Below are 14,986 nucleotides of genomic sequence, written 5' to 3' on the forward strand. Positions count from 1 at the left end.
GCAAACCATGGGGATGGAGATGATGGCGGGGATGGATCACGATTGTTGCCAGGATACTGATCCAGGATCAGCTGCCGACCACTCCAAAGCCTGCAAAGTGGGCCAGGAGTGTAGAACCGCGAGCACAGTTCAGGTCGAAATAATTAACCCCACGCTCACCTATTCTGCGCCTAGGCCAGTAGATACCTATGCGGTGAGCCTCGTAAACAGGGCGCCTCCTGACCCTTGGCGGCCACCCCGCGCCTGATTACCTCTTAAATTCACCCCATCGTCCTGTTTTGCAGCCGGATGATGGCATGCGCTTGCGCGCTGATTTTTTGAGGAATCATTTCCATGACTCCCCCACGTTACCGATTAGGGATGGCATGTCTGGCCGCTCTGATCAGCCTGTTGTCGACGTTACCGGCTCAGGCTACACCGTTGTCTCTGGAGGAAGCGCTTCAACTTGCCGAACGCAATGCCCCCATCCTCCAGGCCAGGCAAGAGCAAATGACGGCCGCTCGACACGCTGTGATCCCAGCAGGCGAGCTGCCTGATCCACGTCTCAACCTAGGAGTGCAGAACCTTCCTGTTGACGGCAGTGATCGTTGGAGCATGAACCGCGATTTCATGACGATGCAGGTTGTCGGCCTCTCCCAGGAAGTACCAAACCGGGACAAGCGGGAGGCACGAGTTGAGACGGCACGAGCGAGCGTTGAGCGAGCCGATGCAGAGGCGGTGTTCGAGCGCTTAAAAGTGCGTGCTGCCACAGCCCAAGCTTGGGTCGCGGCGTACACCGTTCAACGGAAACTGCAGCAGTTTGAGGACTTCTACAAAGAAAACCGTCTGTTGGCCGCAGCAATCCGCGCACGCCTGGCCGGCGGTACCGGCGCGACGGCCGACGCACTTGCTCCTGACCAGGAAGCTGCGCAACTCGATGAGCAAAAAGATGTTCTGCTCACACAGGCCGCTCAGGCACGGGCTGCACTCAAGCGATGGATTGGAGAGGATGCTGATCCGCAAGCTCAAGCATTTCCGCGCTGGCCAGTGAGCGCGCCGGACTATCTACACGCTATACATGCACATCCAGAATTGGCGACCTACAACGCCCTTACGCGGGAAGCACAAGCTCAAGTGCACCAAGCCTTGGCAGAAAAGAAGTCGGACTGGGGGTGGCAGGTGGATTACCAGCGGCGCGGGCCTGAATTCAGCAATATGGTGAGCCTGCAGGTAAGTTTCCAACTGCCCTTGTTCGCTGGCTCACGGCAGGACCCGATGATCGCGGCACGTCGCGCACAAGTCCGGCAACTGGAGGACGAACAGGAAGCGGCATTGCGTGAGCATAAAGCGCAGCTGGAGACAGATCTTGCGGATTACCAGCGATTGCAGCGAGCAGTGCAGCGCAGCCGTGAAACATTGTTACCGCTAGCGGAGGATCGAGTCCGCCTCGCCCTTGCTGACTATCGAGCCGGTAAATCACCCTTAAGTGAGGTTCTCACCGCTCGACGTCAGCGGGTTGAAACACGACTGCAAGACATCGATCTGCAAGGACAGTTGGCCGCGACAGCTGCACGGCTGCACTTCGCGTATGGAGAGGTGCGCGCATGAGAAATTCAACTATCAGCCTTGTGGTATTGGCCGCGTTGGCTATCGGCGGTGGCGTTGGCTATCAGCTAGCAAAGCGTGGGCAGGTGTCCACTGCCTCCCCTGAAACGCTACAGAAGGTGCTGTATTGGTATGACCCGATGTACCCCCAGCAGCACTTTCCAGCACCGGGCAAGTCGCCCTTCATGGACATGCCACTGGTGCCGAAGTACCAGGAAAGCACCGCTGCTGAGGTGAGCCCCGCAGTTCAAGTTTCACAGGGGCTCCAACAAAACCTGGGGGTCCGTCTGGCTACCGTAGCGAAAGGGCAGCTTGCTCGAACCCTCCAGGTGAGCGGCGTGCTTACCTTCGATGAGCGGGATTTTAGCGTTCTGCAGGCTCGTACCGGTGGCTACGTCGAACGCACCTATGGCCGCGCTACAGGCGACGTGGTTGCCAAGGGCGCCCCATTGGCAGATGTGTTGACGCCTGAATGGGCGGGCTTGCAGGAAGAGTACCTGGCGCTTCAGCGATCTGGGGACAATGAATTGCGCGCTGCAGCTCGGCAACGACTACTGCTGGCGGGTATGCCTGCCGATCTTATCAACCGGATTGACCGTACGGGAAGGGTCCAGAATTCGGTAACGCTCTTGGCCCCAACAGCAGGCGTCCTTCAGGCTCTGGAATTGCGGCCAGGCATGACAATGACACCGGGTGCAACGTTGGCGAAGATCAATGGTATCGCGAACGTCTGGCTTGAGGCCGCAGTACCTGAAGCGCAAGCCCAAGGCCTACAGGAAGGACAGGCAGTGCAGGCGAATCTGGCAGCGTTCCCAGGCGAACCTGTTCCCGGCAAGCTGACCGCATTGCTGGCTGATGCGGATCTGCAAAGCCGCACCTTGCGGCTTCGTATAGAACTGCCCAACCCCGGCGGCCGGTTGCGCCCAGGCATGACCGCGCAGGTTTCCCTCCATCCGTCCGGGCAACAGGATGACAGCCTACTGGTGCCAGCCGAGGCGATCATTCGGACGGGGAAACGCGATCTCGTAATGGTGTCAGAAGACGGAGGTCGATTCCGGCCGGTGGAAGTAGTGCTCGGCCAGGAAAGTGCTGGCCAGGTGGTCGTGCTGCGAGGCCTTCAGGCGGGCCAGCGCGTTGTGGCGTCCGGGCAGTTTCTGCTGGACTCCGAAGCGAGCTTGAAAGGTATCGAGGCCGTTACTGCTGGCGATGCTCCACTTGCGCAACCTGTACAGCCGGCTCTACATCAGGCCAATGGGCGCATCGTTCAAATAGAAGGTAATCAGCTGACCATCGCTCATGGACCGTTCGTGACGCTGGGCATGCCTGGTATGACGATGACTTTCCCTGTGGCAGATCCCCGCTTGATTGCCGGACTCAAGGTTGGCGAACGCATCCGGTTTGGAGTGCGCGAGCGCGATGAAGGCATGGTCATCGAGCAAATAACCCAGCAGGAGAACCAGCCATGATCGCGAACCTGATTCGTTGGTCGGTTGGCAACCGCGTCCTGGTCCTGCTGGCAACACTGTTTGCCGTAGCTTGGGGCGTTTTCTCTCTGCGCAGTTTGCCGATCGACGCGTTGCCTGACCTGTCAGATGTGCAGGTGATTATCCGCACCTCCTACCCAGGGCAGGCACCGCAGATCGTGGAAAATCAGGTGACATATCCCCTGACCACCACAATGCTTTCCGTACCCGGAGCCAAGACAGTGCGGGGCTTTTCAGCATTTGGAGACAGCTTCGTATATGTGTTGTTTGAGGACGGCACAGATCTCTATTGGGCGCGGTCCAGGGTGCTCGAATACCTAAGCCAGGTTCAGTCTCGATTACCGGCGTCCGCTAAGCCAGTGCTCGGACCCGATGCCACTGGTGTAGGCTGGATCTACCAGTATGCGCTGGTGGACCGCAGTGGTACCCATGACCTGGCACAGCTGCGCAGCCTTCAGGACTGGTTCCTGCGCTTCGAGTTGAAAACTCTTCCGGACGTTGCCGAAGTGGCGACGATAGGCGGGATGGTCAAGCAGTACCAGGTAGTGCTCGATCCGCTGCGCATGGCCAGCTTGGGAATCACTCAAGTTGAGGTTTCGGACGCCATCGCCAAGGCCAATCAGGAAACCGGTGGCGGCGTGCTCGAACAAGGCGAAGCTGAGTTCATGGTAAGGGCTTCCGGCTATCTGAAGTCACTCGATGATTTCCGAGCCATTCCCCTGCGCCTGGCTGCGAAGGGTATACCCGTAACACTGGGCGATGTAGCCACTGTACAGCTGGGCCCTGAGGCACGTCGCGGCATCGGCGAGCTTGATGGACAGGGCGAAGCGGTGGGCGGCGTAGTAATTCTGCGCAGTGGCAAGAATGCGAAAGATGCCATCGCTCACGTCAAATCCAAGCTTGAATCGCTGGAAAAAAGCCTGCCTGCCGGGGTCGAGCTGGTCACTACCTACGACCGTAGCCAGTTGATCGATCGTGCTGTGGAAAATCTGAGCCAGAAGCTGATTGAAGAGTTCATCGTGGTCGCACTGGTGTGCGCTGCATTTCTTTGGCATCTGCGCTCATCGTTGGTCGCCATCGTCTCGCTTCCGGTTGGTGTCCTCATTGCCCTGATCGTCATGCGCCACCAGGGCATCAACGCCAACATCATGTCGCTTGGGGGCATAGCCATTGCAATCGGTGCGATGGTGGACGCCGCTGTGGTGATGATTGAGAACGCGCACAAACGGGTTGAGGCTTGGCATACGTGGCACCCTGGAAAGTCGTTGCGTGGCGAAGATCATTGGAAAGTGATGACTGAGGCAGCAGTCGAGGTCGGGCCTGCGCTGTTCTTCAGCCTCATGATCATTACGCTGTCCTTCATACCGGTATTCACCTTGCAGGCTCAGGAGGGAAGGCTGTTTGCGCCCCTCGCATTCACCAAGACTTATGCAATGGCAGCAGCAGCGGGCCTTTCGGTTACCCTGGTACCCGTGCTGATGGGGTACTGGATTCGGGGTCGTTTACCGGCAGAAGAGCGCAACCCACTCAATCGAACCCTGATACGGCTCTATCGCCCAGCATTGGAGATCGTTCTACGCCGGCCAAAGCTCACGTTGGCGGGTGCACTGTTGATTTTGCTCAGCAGTGTCTGGCCCCTGAGCCAGCTCGGCGGCGAATTCTTGCCGCCACTGGATGAAGGCGATTTGCTGTACATGCCGACTGCCCTGCCAGGTCTTTCGGCGCAGAAAGCCTCTGAGCTTTTGCAACGTACGGACCGGCTGATCCGAACGGTACCGGAGGTCGCCAGTGTCTTCGGTAAAGCGGGCCGGGCTGAATCAGCGACCGACCCGGCCCCGCTGGAGATGTTCGAGACGACTGTCCGACTTAAACCGAAGGATCAGTGGCGAGCAGGGATGACCACTGAGAAGCTGATCGAAGAGCTGGACCGTACCGTGCAGGTACCTGGGCTAACCAATATCTGGATCCCACCGATTCGAAACCGTATCGACATGCTCGCAACCGGTATCAAAAGCCCGATCGGCGTAAAGGTTGCCGGCAGCAATTTGAATGAGATCGACCGGGTGACTCTGGCTATCGAGAAGGTGGCCAAAACGGTTCCAGGGGTGACTTCCGCCCTCGCCGAGCGATTAACCGGTGGACGCTACATCGATCTGGATATCGACCGCCAATTCGCAGCGCGTTACGGCCTGAACATTGCTGATGTCCAAGCGATTGTTGCCGGCGCCGTTGGGGGCGAAAACATCGGCGAAACCGTAGAAGGCCTGGCGCGATATCCCATCAGTGTTCGGTACCCACGGGAGTGGCGTGACTCTGTTGATGCCCTGCGGCAGCTACCGATTTACACCAGCCAAGGGGGGCGAATCACACTGGGAACCGTGGCACGGGTGCGTATTGCGGACGGTCCACCCATGCTCAAGAGTGAAAACGCGCGCCCCTCGGGCTGGGTGTATATCGACGTGCGGAGACGGGACCTGTCCTCCGTCGTTGCCGACCTGCGCCGGCTAGTCGATCAGCAGGTGAAGCTCGATCCTGGCATAAGCTTGAGCTATTCCGGGCAGTTCGAATACCTGGAGCGCGCCAATGCGCGCTTAGCATGGGTAGTACCGGCGACGCTGGCCATTATTTTCGTCCTTCTCTACCTCACGTTTGGCCGCCTCGGTGAAGCGCTGCTGATCATGGCTACCTTGCCATTTGCGCTAACCGGCGGCGTATGGCTGCTGTACATGATGGGCTACAACCTGTCGGTGGCCACGGGTGTCGGTTTTATCGCCTTGGCTGGGGTCGCAGCAGAGTTTGGAGTCATCATGCTGATCTACCTCAACAATGCCTGGACTGAACGAAACGGCAACGGTACGCAGGGGCAACCTGCGCTTCTGGATGCTATCCGCGAAGGGGCCGTGCAGCGCATCCGCCCCAAAGCCATGACCGTAGCAGTGATCGTCGCAGGCTTGATGCCAATCCTCTGGAGTAGCGGTACCGGCAGCGAAGTCATGAGCCGGATCGCTGTACCCATGGTCGGCGGCATGCTCACCGCGCCTTTGCTCTCACTATTTGTAATCCCTGCGGCTTACTGGCTCGTCAGGCGCCGCGGACTCGCTGTACACGATAACCCCCAAACAGGAGTAACCCGATGAAGAAGCTACTGATCAGCGCTGGCCTGGTGTTCGCCGTTGCGGCGGCGGTGCAGGCCCAAGACATGTATGGCACGGATATGAAGAATATGCCCATGGAAGGCAACGAGACCCAAGGCAGCCAGGCGGCTCCGACTGCATCGGCTGAGGGAACCATCAAAGCTTTGGAACCAGGTAAAGTTACCTTGGCGCATGGACCAGTATCAGCCCTGAAATGGCCGGCAATGACCATGGGCTTCAGCGCTACCGAGCAGCAACTCAAGGGACTCAAGGTAGGCGACAAGGTCAGCTTCGATTTCCGAATGAATGGGGGCACAGCGACGATCGTAGGCATTCGCAAGCAGTGACGGATTGACTTCTAACCCTGCCTATTAGAGCTGATAGGCAGGGTCATTTAGCCAAACTTTGGAAAAAGTGCTGCCGCAATTCCTGACCGCGCCGCCTTCAGCTCTGTGCCTCGGGACGCTAGTTGGTCTTTGCGCTCTGTAGCCGGGATGCATTCAGATCAGAGTAGTAGCTGACGTTTGAGCAGAGATCTTCGTGCATCACGATCTATATGGGTCGAAAGCGGACAGGGCATCGCAAAGTCATCCAACTGCCTGAGTTATCCGAACGCCAACAAGGATTCCACCGAGCTTGTCGACAAGAAAACCCGCGACAACTCAGAGTGTTATCCGAGCAAACAGACTTTGGATACCCTATTCCCGCTAGAAACACTGCCGCTGAAACCCTCCTGGCATGTAGCTCCTTCGTCCTACGCTTCAGCCTCTATGACCCCCACCCAACCTTTCGCGCAGGTGCGGAACGAACCTAGGCGTAACGCGGGTATAAGCTTCGTAGGCAGCGCCAAACTGCTTGTGCATTTCCCGCTCTTCGGAAACCGCCAAACGCCCGTACATCACCAGCAACACCGGGAACATTGCCAGCGTCAGCAGCGTCGGCCACTGAAGGAGAAAGCCCAGAAGAATCAGCACAAATGCCACGTACTGCGGATGTCTGATCCAGCCATAGGGCCCGACCGTTGCAAGTGAACGGCGGCGTTGCGCGTGATATAGCACGTTCCAGGCGGCAGAAAGCAAATAGAAGCCGAAACCCAGGAATAGGTAACTGGCAATGTGCAAAACACTGAAGTGTGGGTTGCCCTGGTCACCGAGCAACGTCGACCACAGATGGCCGGATTCGTGGGAAAGCAGATCGAGGTTGGGGAACCTGGCCTGCAACCAGCCTGACAACAGATAGATCGTCAGGGGGAAGCCATACATTTCCACAAACAGGGCAACGATGAAGGCCGAGAATGCACCGAAGCTCCTCCAGTCTCTCGCCGTTGCCGGCTTGAAGAAACTGAAGGCAAACATGATGAAGATCGCGGAGTTGATGAAAACCAGCGACCAGAGGCCATACGCGCTTTCACCATGATTCATGATGGATCTCCCGGCTTATGGATATCAGCCTTATCGGAGGGGGCCGGTTTGCTCTGGCCCTGGTGATGGTGTCCCCCATGTCCTCGATGCATGAAGACATGCATCAGCGGACAGGCGAGCAACAACAGATAAGGCAGGGCTCCAACGACATGGGCAAGGTGCTCGGTGAGCAGGAAGTAGACGGCGATCCCACCGATTACCACCAGGCCGATTGCATAGCGTGAACGCCAGAAACTGTGTGGTGAGCCGTTTTCATCGAAGTGAGGGTTCATAGCGACTCCTGGGAAAGGAGATGGGTTACTTCGATGCAGCAGATGGCATGCGGTCCATCATCATCTGCATCATCGACTCCATCATGTCCATGCGCTTTTCCATCATCTGGTGGCGGGCGGCCATATCCCCGCCCATGCCGCCATGCATGCCCCCCATTTCAGGCATGCCACCCTCCATGGACTTCATCATGGCCATGCCATTTTTCATCAGCGCCATATGCTCGGCCATCAACGCCTGACGGGCTTCCGGCGTTTTGGCTGCAGCCATCTTTTCGTGCATGGCTTGCATGGCCTTCATTTGCTGGTCCATCGCCGCCATTTGCCCTTTGTCCATTGGCTGAGAAGGCGTCTTCTCGGTAGCCGCCGCGCTTGGCGCATCGGCCGGGTGATGTGTCGAGTGTTCATCGGTGTTTTGCGCCATGGCGCCCACGGACGCTGCGGCCAAACAAAGTCCGATCAGTAAATTTCGAACGTTGTTCATCATCATCTCCTTAGCACTGTTTTAAAGCCGGATGCCTTGGTCTGGGCGCTAGGCCTCACCTGGCACGACAAGCAAATTACTGCGCCGGCGTGAATGCTCATTTTTCGCGTCGTGCTCGGGTTGTACACCGACGGGCTATTATTGGGCACTCGGCGGCTCGAAGCTGATCCCGTTTGGCCCGGCGCCAACCTTATGGGTAGCAACGACCTTTCGGCTGCTCGTATCGATGACAGATACGGTGCCCGCTTCAATATTGCTGACAAACACATAAGCGCCGTCGCTGCTGATGGCCACACCATGGGCACCCTTGCCGGTGGTCACGGTGCCCAGGCTGCTACGCGTCTGGAGATCTACGATGGAGACTCGGTCGTCCGGATTCTGGCCACTGCCCTGATTCGCGACATAGACCTGGCGACCGTCAACGGTGGCCATCATCTGGATTGGCGTGCGGCCGACATCAACCTTGCTGATCACCTTGCGTCTGGCCGTGTCGATGATGCCAAGCTGATTTGTCGCACTGAGCGAGACGAATGCCAGGCGACCGTCAGGGGCAAAGCCGACCTGGACAGGGCCTTTGCCCACGGGAATCTGCGCGGTTTCTTTGAGTGTGACGACATCGATAAGCGATACGCTGTCGCTCTTCATGTTCGCGATATAGAGTGTCCGGCCATCAGGGCTCAAGCGCAGCCCATGGGGATAACGCCCAGTTGGAATACCGGGCAACTCGATTCGCTGCTCAAGGTCAAATACTCGCACCTGGTTGGCAGCGGAATCGGTCACAAAAGCTCGCAGCCCGGTGACGTCGGTGACCACATGAGCCGGGTGATCGCCTGCCGGGAAGCTGAACGGTGGCCTGTCCAGCGCGCTGGTACTGAACACCAGCAACTGCCCACCGGGCTTTTCACCGCTCGAATGCCCCGCATGTCCAGCCACTCCAACAACCAGAAGCAAGCTGCCGTCGGGCGAAACCTGTAGGTTGTGGGGTGCGATCGGCAAGGCGACCGTGCTCACATCACCTGTCGCAAGATTTACCTGGCTAATGGAAGCGGACCGTTCATTGGCCGTGTAGACGTTACCCGTAGGGTTTGCCATGACCAGCCCCAGAGGGATGAGCAGGGATATCCCCAAGGCCATAGAACTAAACCGCTTGGCAGTCATCATTGTGAATGAGCTCCAACGAGGGGCCGGGGTATGTGAGCCAGGCTGGCCTATACATTTACTCAAGATAAACACCAATCGCGAAGCATTTTCTTGATCAGCGTCAACGTCCACAGCTTGACTCGGCACTGGGTGATCGAAGGCCGTCCATTTCTTGGGGAGTATTGCTGGCTATCCCGACCCGGAGTCAGTCGACATCAGGCTGTATATGAAGAAACCGCGCCATGAAACATGGCACGGCGGCTTGCCATCTGAGCGGTAACGAGACTTAGCGACTGACTTTGGTTGGGTAACCAAGCGCCTGGACCAGTGCACCGACGCGTTCCGCCTCGATGTTGCTTTGGACACTCACTGTACCGGCAGCACGATCAACGATCACCTTCGCGTCGCCATCGGCAGCCTGGATGGCCTTGGTGATCTTGTTGACACAACTGCCACATCCCATACCGGAAACTTCCAAAACGAACATAGCGGGCCTCTCATGCTGGTACGGCTTTTCTCGCCGCATTTACAGCTTCAACCTTGACACGATGACAAGGTCAAGGCCCGGTCAAAGGATTTATCTTCGCCCTGAAATCTTGTCCAACTCCTCTGGCGGCGGCCCCTGCTGCATCACAATTGTCCCTTACGATCTTGGCAGAAGATGGCGGACGTCGCAGTTGCCCGATGTCCTCCATCAGGACCAGATTGGCGCCGAACTCGCGGACATACCCGCTAAGGCCAAAGCCCTAGACAGTCAGTCATATGGATCAGGCGTTGAAACGCTGATGGCGGAACTTCCTCTCATAGGTTGCGGTGTGCCCATTTCAGTCTGTGACTACGCGCTTCAGCCGCAGTGCGTTGAATACCACGGAAGCCGAACTTACGCTCATGGCCAATGCCGCAATCATCGGTGACAATAGATGGCCGGTAAGCGGGTAGAACAAACCTGCCGCCAGCGGTATGCCCATAGCGTTGTAGAAGAATGCGAAGCCCAAGTTTTGACGCATGTTCTTCACCGTGGCCACGGATAGTGTTCTGGCCCGCAGGATGCCCATCAGGTCGCCCTTGACCAGCGTCAACTGGGAGCTGTTCATGGCAACATCGGTGCCAGTTCCCATGGCGATCCCGACATCAGCCCGGGCCAGCGCAGGGGCATCGTTGATCCCATCTCCTGCCATGGCAACCCGGCGCTTATCGCCCTGCAGGAGCGCCACCAGTTGCTCCTTGTCCTCGGGTTTCACTTCTCCGTGGACTTCCTCGATGCCGAGTTGTTTCGCGACCGCACGTGCCGTAGTCAGGCCGTCGCCGGTGGCCATGATGACCTTCACATCTTCTGCCTGTAGCCGGGTTACCGCCTCCTTGGAGGTGGGTTTGACCGGATCGGACACCGCTAGCAGGCCAGCGAGCACGCCATCGACGGCCAAGTACATGATACTCATGCCTTCCAGACGCAGCTGCTCGGCGCGGTCTCGCAACGGACTGGTGTCGAGGCCAGCCTCTTCCATCAAGGTCGTGTTGCCAAGCTGCAGCCGTTTGCCGTTCACCTGGCCACGTACACCGATCCCAGAGCCCGACTCAAACGCCTCTGGCTTGGACAAGCTGTGTCCATGCGCTCGCGCATGATCGACAATCGCATGTGCCAGCGGATGCTCGCTGCCTTGGTCCAGGCTGGCGGCAAGGCGCAAGACTTCGGGTGGCATGAACTGCCCGGTACCGACCACGCTATGAAACACTGGCCGGCCCTCGGTGAGGGTCCCGGTCTTGTCGACGATCAGCGTGTCGATCTTGCAGAGGTTCTCGATAGCACTGGCGTCTCGGAAGAGCACGCCACTGCTGGCAGCCTTCCCGGTAGCGACCATGATCGACATGGGAGTGGCTAGGCCGAGCGCGCAGGGGCAGGCAATGATCAGGACCGCGACCGCATTGATCAGGCCGAAGACCCAGCCAGGCTCCGGTCCGAAAAGCCCCCAGCCGAAGAGCGTGACCAGCGCGACCAGAATCACCCCCATGACGAAATAGCCGGCCACGGTGTCCGCCATCCGCTGCATCGGGGCTTTCGAGCGCTGAGCCCGCGCGACCATCTGCACGATTTGCGAGAGCACTGTCTCGGCGCCGACCTTCTGCGCCGCCATCACAAGGCTGCCGTGGGTATTCAGCGTGGCACCGATGAGTGCATCCCCAGCTTTCTTCATCACTGGCACGGGCTCGCCTGTCAGCATGGATTCATCGATAGCACTTTCGCCTTCCAGGACCACCCCGTCGACCGGCACCTTCTCGCCAGGGCGAACGCGCAGGTGGTCGCCCGTATGCACGTGGGTGAGCGGAATATCTTCCTCCTGACCATCGGCCCCGATGCGACGGGCCGTCTTGGGGGCAAGACCCAGGAGCGACTTGATGGCGGCGGAGGTTTGTGAGCGCGCCTTGAGCTCGAGCATTTGGCCGAGCAACGTTAATGAGATGATGACTGCAGCCGCTTCGAAGTAGACACCGATGCGGCCATCCTGCATGAAAGTCGTCGGGAAAACCTGCGGGAACACTGTGGCCGCAACGCTGTATAGGTACGCCGCAGCCGTTCCCAAACCTATCAGGGTCCACATATTCGGGCTGCGATTACGAATCGATGCGACCCCACGCACGAAAAACGGCCAGCCAGCCCATAGTGTCACGGGAGTGGCCAGAATCAACTCCACCCAATTCTGTGTGGCACCATGCAGCAATTGGAGTTGGTGGGCAGTCATGGCCAACACGGTCACGATGACCGTCAGGGGCAAGGTCCACCAGAAGCGGCGGGAGAAGTCCTTGAGTTCCGGGTTCTCGTCTTCCTCAAGCTCCGGTATTACCGGCTCTAGGGCCATGCCACAGATTGGGCAACTGCCCGGCCCACGCTGGCGGATTTGGGGATGCATCGGGCAAGTGTATTCGGCGTCCGCCGCGTTGCTTGGCTGCGGGGCAGCCGAGTGGAGATGGCCCGCGTGTTCTTGGTCCTGGGGAGGGCTAAGATAATGCACAGGCGCTGCGCGGAATTTCGTCAGGCACTTTTCACTGCAGAAGCGGTATGTCCTTCCCTCGTATAGCTCGAAGTAGCGACTATCCGGTGGCACCGTCATACCGCATACCAAATCGCGCTGACTACCATCCGGTTGCTCATACGGGTGCGAGTGGTCATGGTCATGGTCATGCTGGCACGATTCGGTGTGCATGAAGTAGTTCCCTTTGTTGTCCGGTTTGGACGAGTTTTCACCCTTCTGGTGAGAATACCCGCCATGGTTGTGCCCGAAGAGTTGCGTCAGCGGACAGAGCAACAAAATTAAATAACTGTAGTGCCTGTGACAGGTGGCCATAGTGCACGAGCCACATAAAACAGGCCAAATATGGCCAGCATGATCAGTGCAATACCGCCTTTAGTCCGCCAAAAAGGTATTGCCAGATCTGTACCACGGCGATGGGCTCCATCATGATCAACTCCCAAGCTGGGTGGGAAATATCGGCCGCTGCCGTATTGTCCAGCCTAGACAACATCTCCTTGAACAGCTGTGACGCCAATCAATGCTCCTGTAAGCGTGTCGATTATTGTTGTGGTGTAGCGTCATGGCATAGATCATTTCTGGAGGTTGCTGATCCTGCTGCTGCACCAGTGGTTGCCCTTCGACAATGCGCTGGCTGCCTTGTACCCCGGCGAGGGAGTGCCCAAGCCGCTGGAGGAGTACGACGCCGGCTCCCGGTGGGGAACGCCGTCCATGCTTTCCTGCCTGGACGGCCTATACTTGCTCGACCCCTTCTACCAGGCCTGTCAGGAAGGCCTGCCCAGTGGGCTGTAACGCCTGGAGGAGATCGCTTCTGACCAGTTCCGTCAAAGCGAGTACTTCCTCAGTTACTTCCACGCCAACGCATTGGAAGACGAGGAGCAGTTCGTTCTCCAGTTGCCGGCCAAGGTAGCCTTATGCGATCTAACAGCTCAAGCCCCAGACCTGATACATGCGGTGCGGTACAGCGCTGATCGGGTCACTCTTCGCTGTTCCCCTTCCAGCTTTGCCTTTGCCCACAGCAGACGTCGGAGATGAAACTGCTCGGCGGACTCACAAACCTGCTCCAGTGCTCTCGCACAAGGCTTTGATCTGGCCATCTTTGCTTGAATGGCTGACCCGTGGCAGGGCGTTGGCCGTGTTTTCTTCGTGCGTGTTGAGCCCAAGGCGAGCGCGATCCACCATCCACAGGCCGCTACTGCCGCGCGCCAATTCTATGCCGGCACTACTCGTCAAAAAATAGGTGAGTGCTTACCCGGCAGGCAATGGGCTACTATCGAGCCCTATATCTATCCGAAAGGGTTAGCTCCGTTGCCAGGGAATTGCATGCAGGCCATCGATATTGAAAACGCGATCGTTCTTCCTTGGGGGCTTGGCTCAAGATCGCCCCATGACCTGTTTTCTGTGTGCGCAGAAATCATTAACTGCCCTGGTGACATCGTTTTAGACGCTAGCAACCTCTCGTATATCGATCCGTTAGGGATGGCCACGCTGCGAGCGTTGTTTGAAAACCAGTTGGTCCAGAAGCGAGTTTCGATGCAGTTTTTGAGCAGAGACCTGACCTCCTACCTGGCCAGGATGGATTTTTTCAAGGACATTGATGTAGAGGGTGTAGATCTATCGGGGGTAGGACGTCGAAACGACCGAAGCACCTCGTTGGTGGAAATCACCAAAATCAGCGAACACCATCAAGCAGAGGCTGCAGCCTCTCGCCTCGCTAGAGCTATTACGGGAAGGTTGACTCAATCGGACCCGGATGCCCCAGTCGACGAGCACACGGGACGGAATGAGTTTGACTCCTACCGGGGCCCTCTGGAGTATTCGCTCAAGGAGCTATTGGAAAACTCGCTTACTCACGCCCGCAGAGAGGGACGTGGTGACGCCGCCGTTTGGCTGACCTGTCAGTTTTATCCAAAATTGAACCTTGTACGCATGGCCATCGTCGATAATGGGTGTGGGTTTCTCGCGACACTGAGGAATCACCCTGAGCTTCATGACCGCACGCATTTGCACGCGATCGAGGCGGCACTCAAACCGCGAGTGAGCTGCAACCGGGGTGCGATGGCCCAGATCCTGGGTAGCGAGAACCAAGGTATCGGGTTAACAACTACCGCAAAAATTGCAGACGCGGCGGGCGGTGGTTTGATCATCGTGAGCGGCAATGGCATACATGACACAAAGCGTCGGCAGTCTCAGGAGCTGCATGATGCGCTGTGGAATGGTGTATCGATCGCGTTTAGCTGTACCCGTGAGCTGCTGCCCACCATTTCGATCAGTGACTTGCTGCCGAAGGACGATGCAGGACAGGTTGACGACGATCTCGACCTAGATCTGAATTTCCGCTAGCTCTGGCTTTTTGATAGCTCGAGGGCTAGAGTCGATCATGCAAGGAGCGGTAAATGGGAGATTCAGCGTCAACTGAAACTCTCGGGCTGCAAAAAAGGATT

Annotated in this window: 12 protein-coding genes and 1 pseudogene; 6 read left to right on the forward strand and 7 right to left on the reverse strand. The window is 57.8% G+C overall.

Features of this window, described 5'->3' with window-relative positions; all coding sequences use genetic code 11:
* The first annotated feature begins 333 nt into the window (after positions 1–333).
* Genes AC3RCM_RS00095 through AC3RCM_RS00110 form a run of 4 tightly spaced genes read left to right on the forward strand, consistent with a single transcriptional unit; the run spans position 334 to position 6,549 of the window.
* Positions 334–1,587, forward strand: a complete 1,254-nt coding sequence (locus AC3RCM_RS00095; protein ID WP_011953089.1) for a TolC family protein — start codon at positions 334–336, stop codon at positions 1,585–1,587.
* The gene (locus AC3RCM_RS00100) at positions 1,584–3,050 is read left to right on the forward strand and encodes an efflux RND transporter periplasmic adaptor subunit (RefSeq protein ID WP_011953090.1); all 1,467 of its coding nucleotides are present in this window, start codon (positions 1,584–1,586) and stop codon (positions 3,048–3,050) included. Before AC3RCM_RS00095 ends, AC3RCM_RS00100 begins: the two co-directional genes overlap by 4 nt.
* On the forward strand, positions 3,047–6,205 hold the full coding sequence (locus AC3RCM_RS00105; RefSeq protein WP_011953091.1) for an efflux RND transporter permease subunit: 3,159 nt from the start codon (positions 3,047–3,049) through the stop codon (positions 6,203–6,205). The genes AC3RCM_RS00100 and AC3RCM_RS00105 overlap by 4 nt, the downstream gene beginning before the upstream one ends.
* Positions 6,202–6,549, forward strand: coding sequence for a copper-binding protein (locus tag AC3RCM_RS00110; RefSeq protein WP_011953092.1), 348 nt, complete (start codon positions 6,202–6,204; stop codon positions 6,547–6,549). The genes AC3RCM_RS00105 and AC3RCM_RS00110 overlap by 4 nt, the downstream gene beginning before the upstream one ends.
* A gap of 414 nt (positions 6,550–6,963) precedes the next feature.
* Here the strand turns inward: AC3RCM_RS00110 and AC3RCM_RS00115 are convergent, their stop codons facing one another.
* From AC3RCM_RS00115 to AC3RCM_RS00145, 7 genes are all read right to left on the reverse strand, one after another.
* Positions 6,964–7,623 (reverse strand): methyltransferase family protein, encoded by a 660-nt coding sequence (locus AC3RCM_RS00115; protein ID WP_011953093.1) that lies wholly within the window; start codon positions 7,621–7,623, stop codon positions 6,964–6,966.
* On the reverse strand, positions 7,620–7,895 hold the full coding sequence (locus tag AC3RCM_RS00120; protein WP_011953094.1) for a DUF2933 domain-containing protein: 276 nt from the start codon (positions 7,893–7,895) through the stop codon (positions 7,620–7,622). The genes AC3RCM_RS00115 and AC3RCM_RS00120 overlap by 4 nt, the downstream gene beginning before the upstream one ends.
* A 25-nt stretch (positions 7,896–7,920) precedes the next feature.
* Positions 7,921–8,376: a hypothetical protein gene (locus tag AC3RCM_RS00125; RefSeq protein WP_011953095.1), complete on the reverse strand. Its 456-nt coding sequence runs from the start codon at positions 8,374–8,376 to the stop codon at positions 7,921–7,923.
* 138 nt (positions 8,377–8,514) lie between these two features.
* Entirely contained in the window at positions 8,515–9,537 is a 1,023-nt protein-coding gene (locus AC3RCM_RS00130; protein ID WP_011953096.1) for a YncE family protein, read from the reverse strand.
* Between the two features lie 265 nt (positions 9,538–9,802).
* Entirely contained in the window at positions 9,803–10,003 is a 201-nt protein-coding gene (locus AC3RCM_RS00135) for a heavy-metal-associated domain-containing protein (RefSeq protein ID WP_004575963.1), read from the reverse strand.
* A gap of 337 nt (positions 10,004–10,340) precedes the next feature.
* Positions 10,341–12,857 (reverse strand): heavy metal translocating P-type ATPase, encoded by a 2,517-nt coding sequence (locus AC3RCM_RS00140; protein WP_012269848.1) that lies wholly within the window; start codon positions 12,855–12,857, stop codon positions 10,341–10,343.
* Positions 12,858–12,900: 43 nt separating this feature from the next.
* Entirely contained in the window at positions 12,901–13,059 is a 159-nt protein-coding gene (locus AC3RCM_RS00145; protein WP_011953098.1) for a hypothetical protein, read from the reverse strand.
* A 47-nt stretch (positions 13,060–13,106) separates the two neighbouring features.
* Between AC3RCM_RS00145 and AC3RCM_RS00150 the strand changes: the two are divergent.
* Together AC3RCM_RS00150 and AC3RCM_RS00155 are read left to right on the forward strand one after the other, a co-directional pair.
* A pseudogene (locus AC3RCM_RS00150) lies at positions 13,107–13,442 on the forward strand (helix-turn-helix transcriptional regulator); the annotation flags it as partial.
* A 423-nt stretch (positions 13,443–13,865) separates the two neighbouring features.
* Entirely contained in the window at positions 13,866–14,885 is a 1,020-nt protein-coding gene (locus AC3RCM_RS00155; RefSeq protein WP_015268415.1) for an ATP-binding protein, read from the forward strand.
* Positions 14,886–14,986: the final 101 nt, after the last annotated feature.

The organism is Pseudomonas sp. GW823-FHT05G12, from assembly GCF_058795575.1.

Excerpts from the sequence above, each read along its gene's own strand:
- AC3RCM_RS00095 (WP_011953089.1), top strand. The coding sequence starts at position 334 with ATGACTCCCCCACGTTACCGATTAGGGATGGCATGTCTGGCCGCTCTG.
- AC3RCM_RS00100 (WP_011953090.1), top strand. The coding sequence starts at position 1,584 with ATGAGAAATTCAACTATCAGCCTTGTGGTATTGGCCGCGTTGGCTATC.
- AC3RCM_RS00105 (WP_011953091.1), top strand. The coding sequence starts at position 3,047 with ATGATCGCGAACCTGATTCGTTGGTCGGTTGGCAACCGCGTCCTGGTC.
- AC3RCM_RS00110 (WP_011953092.1), top strand. The coding sequence starts at position 6,202 with ATGAAGAAGCTACTGATCAGCGCTGGCCTGGTGTTCGCCGTTGCGGCG.
- AC3RCM_RS00115 (WP_011953093.1), bottom strand. The coding sequence starts at position 7,623 with ATGAATCATGGTGAAAGCGCGTATGGCCTCTGGTCGCTGGTTTTCATC.
- AC3RCM_RS00120 (WP_011953094.1), bottom strand. The coding sequence starts at position 7,895 with ATGAACCCTCACTTCGATGAAAACGGCTCACCACACAGTTTCTGGCGT.
- AC3RCM_RS00125 (WP_011953095.1), bottom strand. The coding sequence starts at position 8,376 with ATGAACAACGTTCGAAATTTACTGATCGGACTTTGTTTGGCCGCAGCG.
- AC3RCM_RS00130 (WP_011953096.1), bottom strand. The coding sequence starts at position 9,537 with ATGATGACTGCCAAGCGGTTTAGTTCTATGGCCTTGGGGATATCCCTG.
- AC3RCM_RS00135 (WP_004575963.1), bottom strand. The coding sequence starts at position 10,003 with ATGTTCGTTTTGGAAGTTTCCGGTATGGGATGTGGCAGTTGTGTCAAC.
- AC3RCM_RS00140 (WP_012269848.1), bottom strand. The coding sequence starts at position 12,857 with ATGGCCACCTGTCACAGGCACTACAGTTATTTAATTTTGTTGCTCTGT.
- AC3RCM_RS00155 (WP_015268415.1), top strand. The coding sequence starts at position 13,866 with ATGCAGGCCATCGATATTGAAAACGCGATCGTTCTTCCTTGGGGGCTT.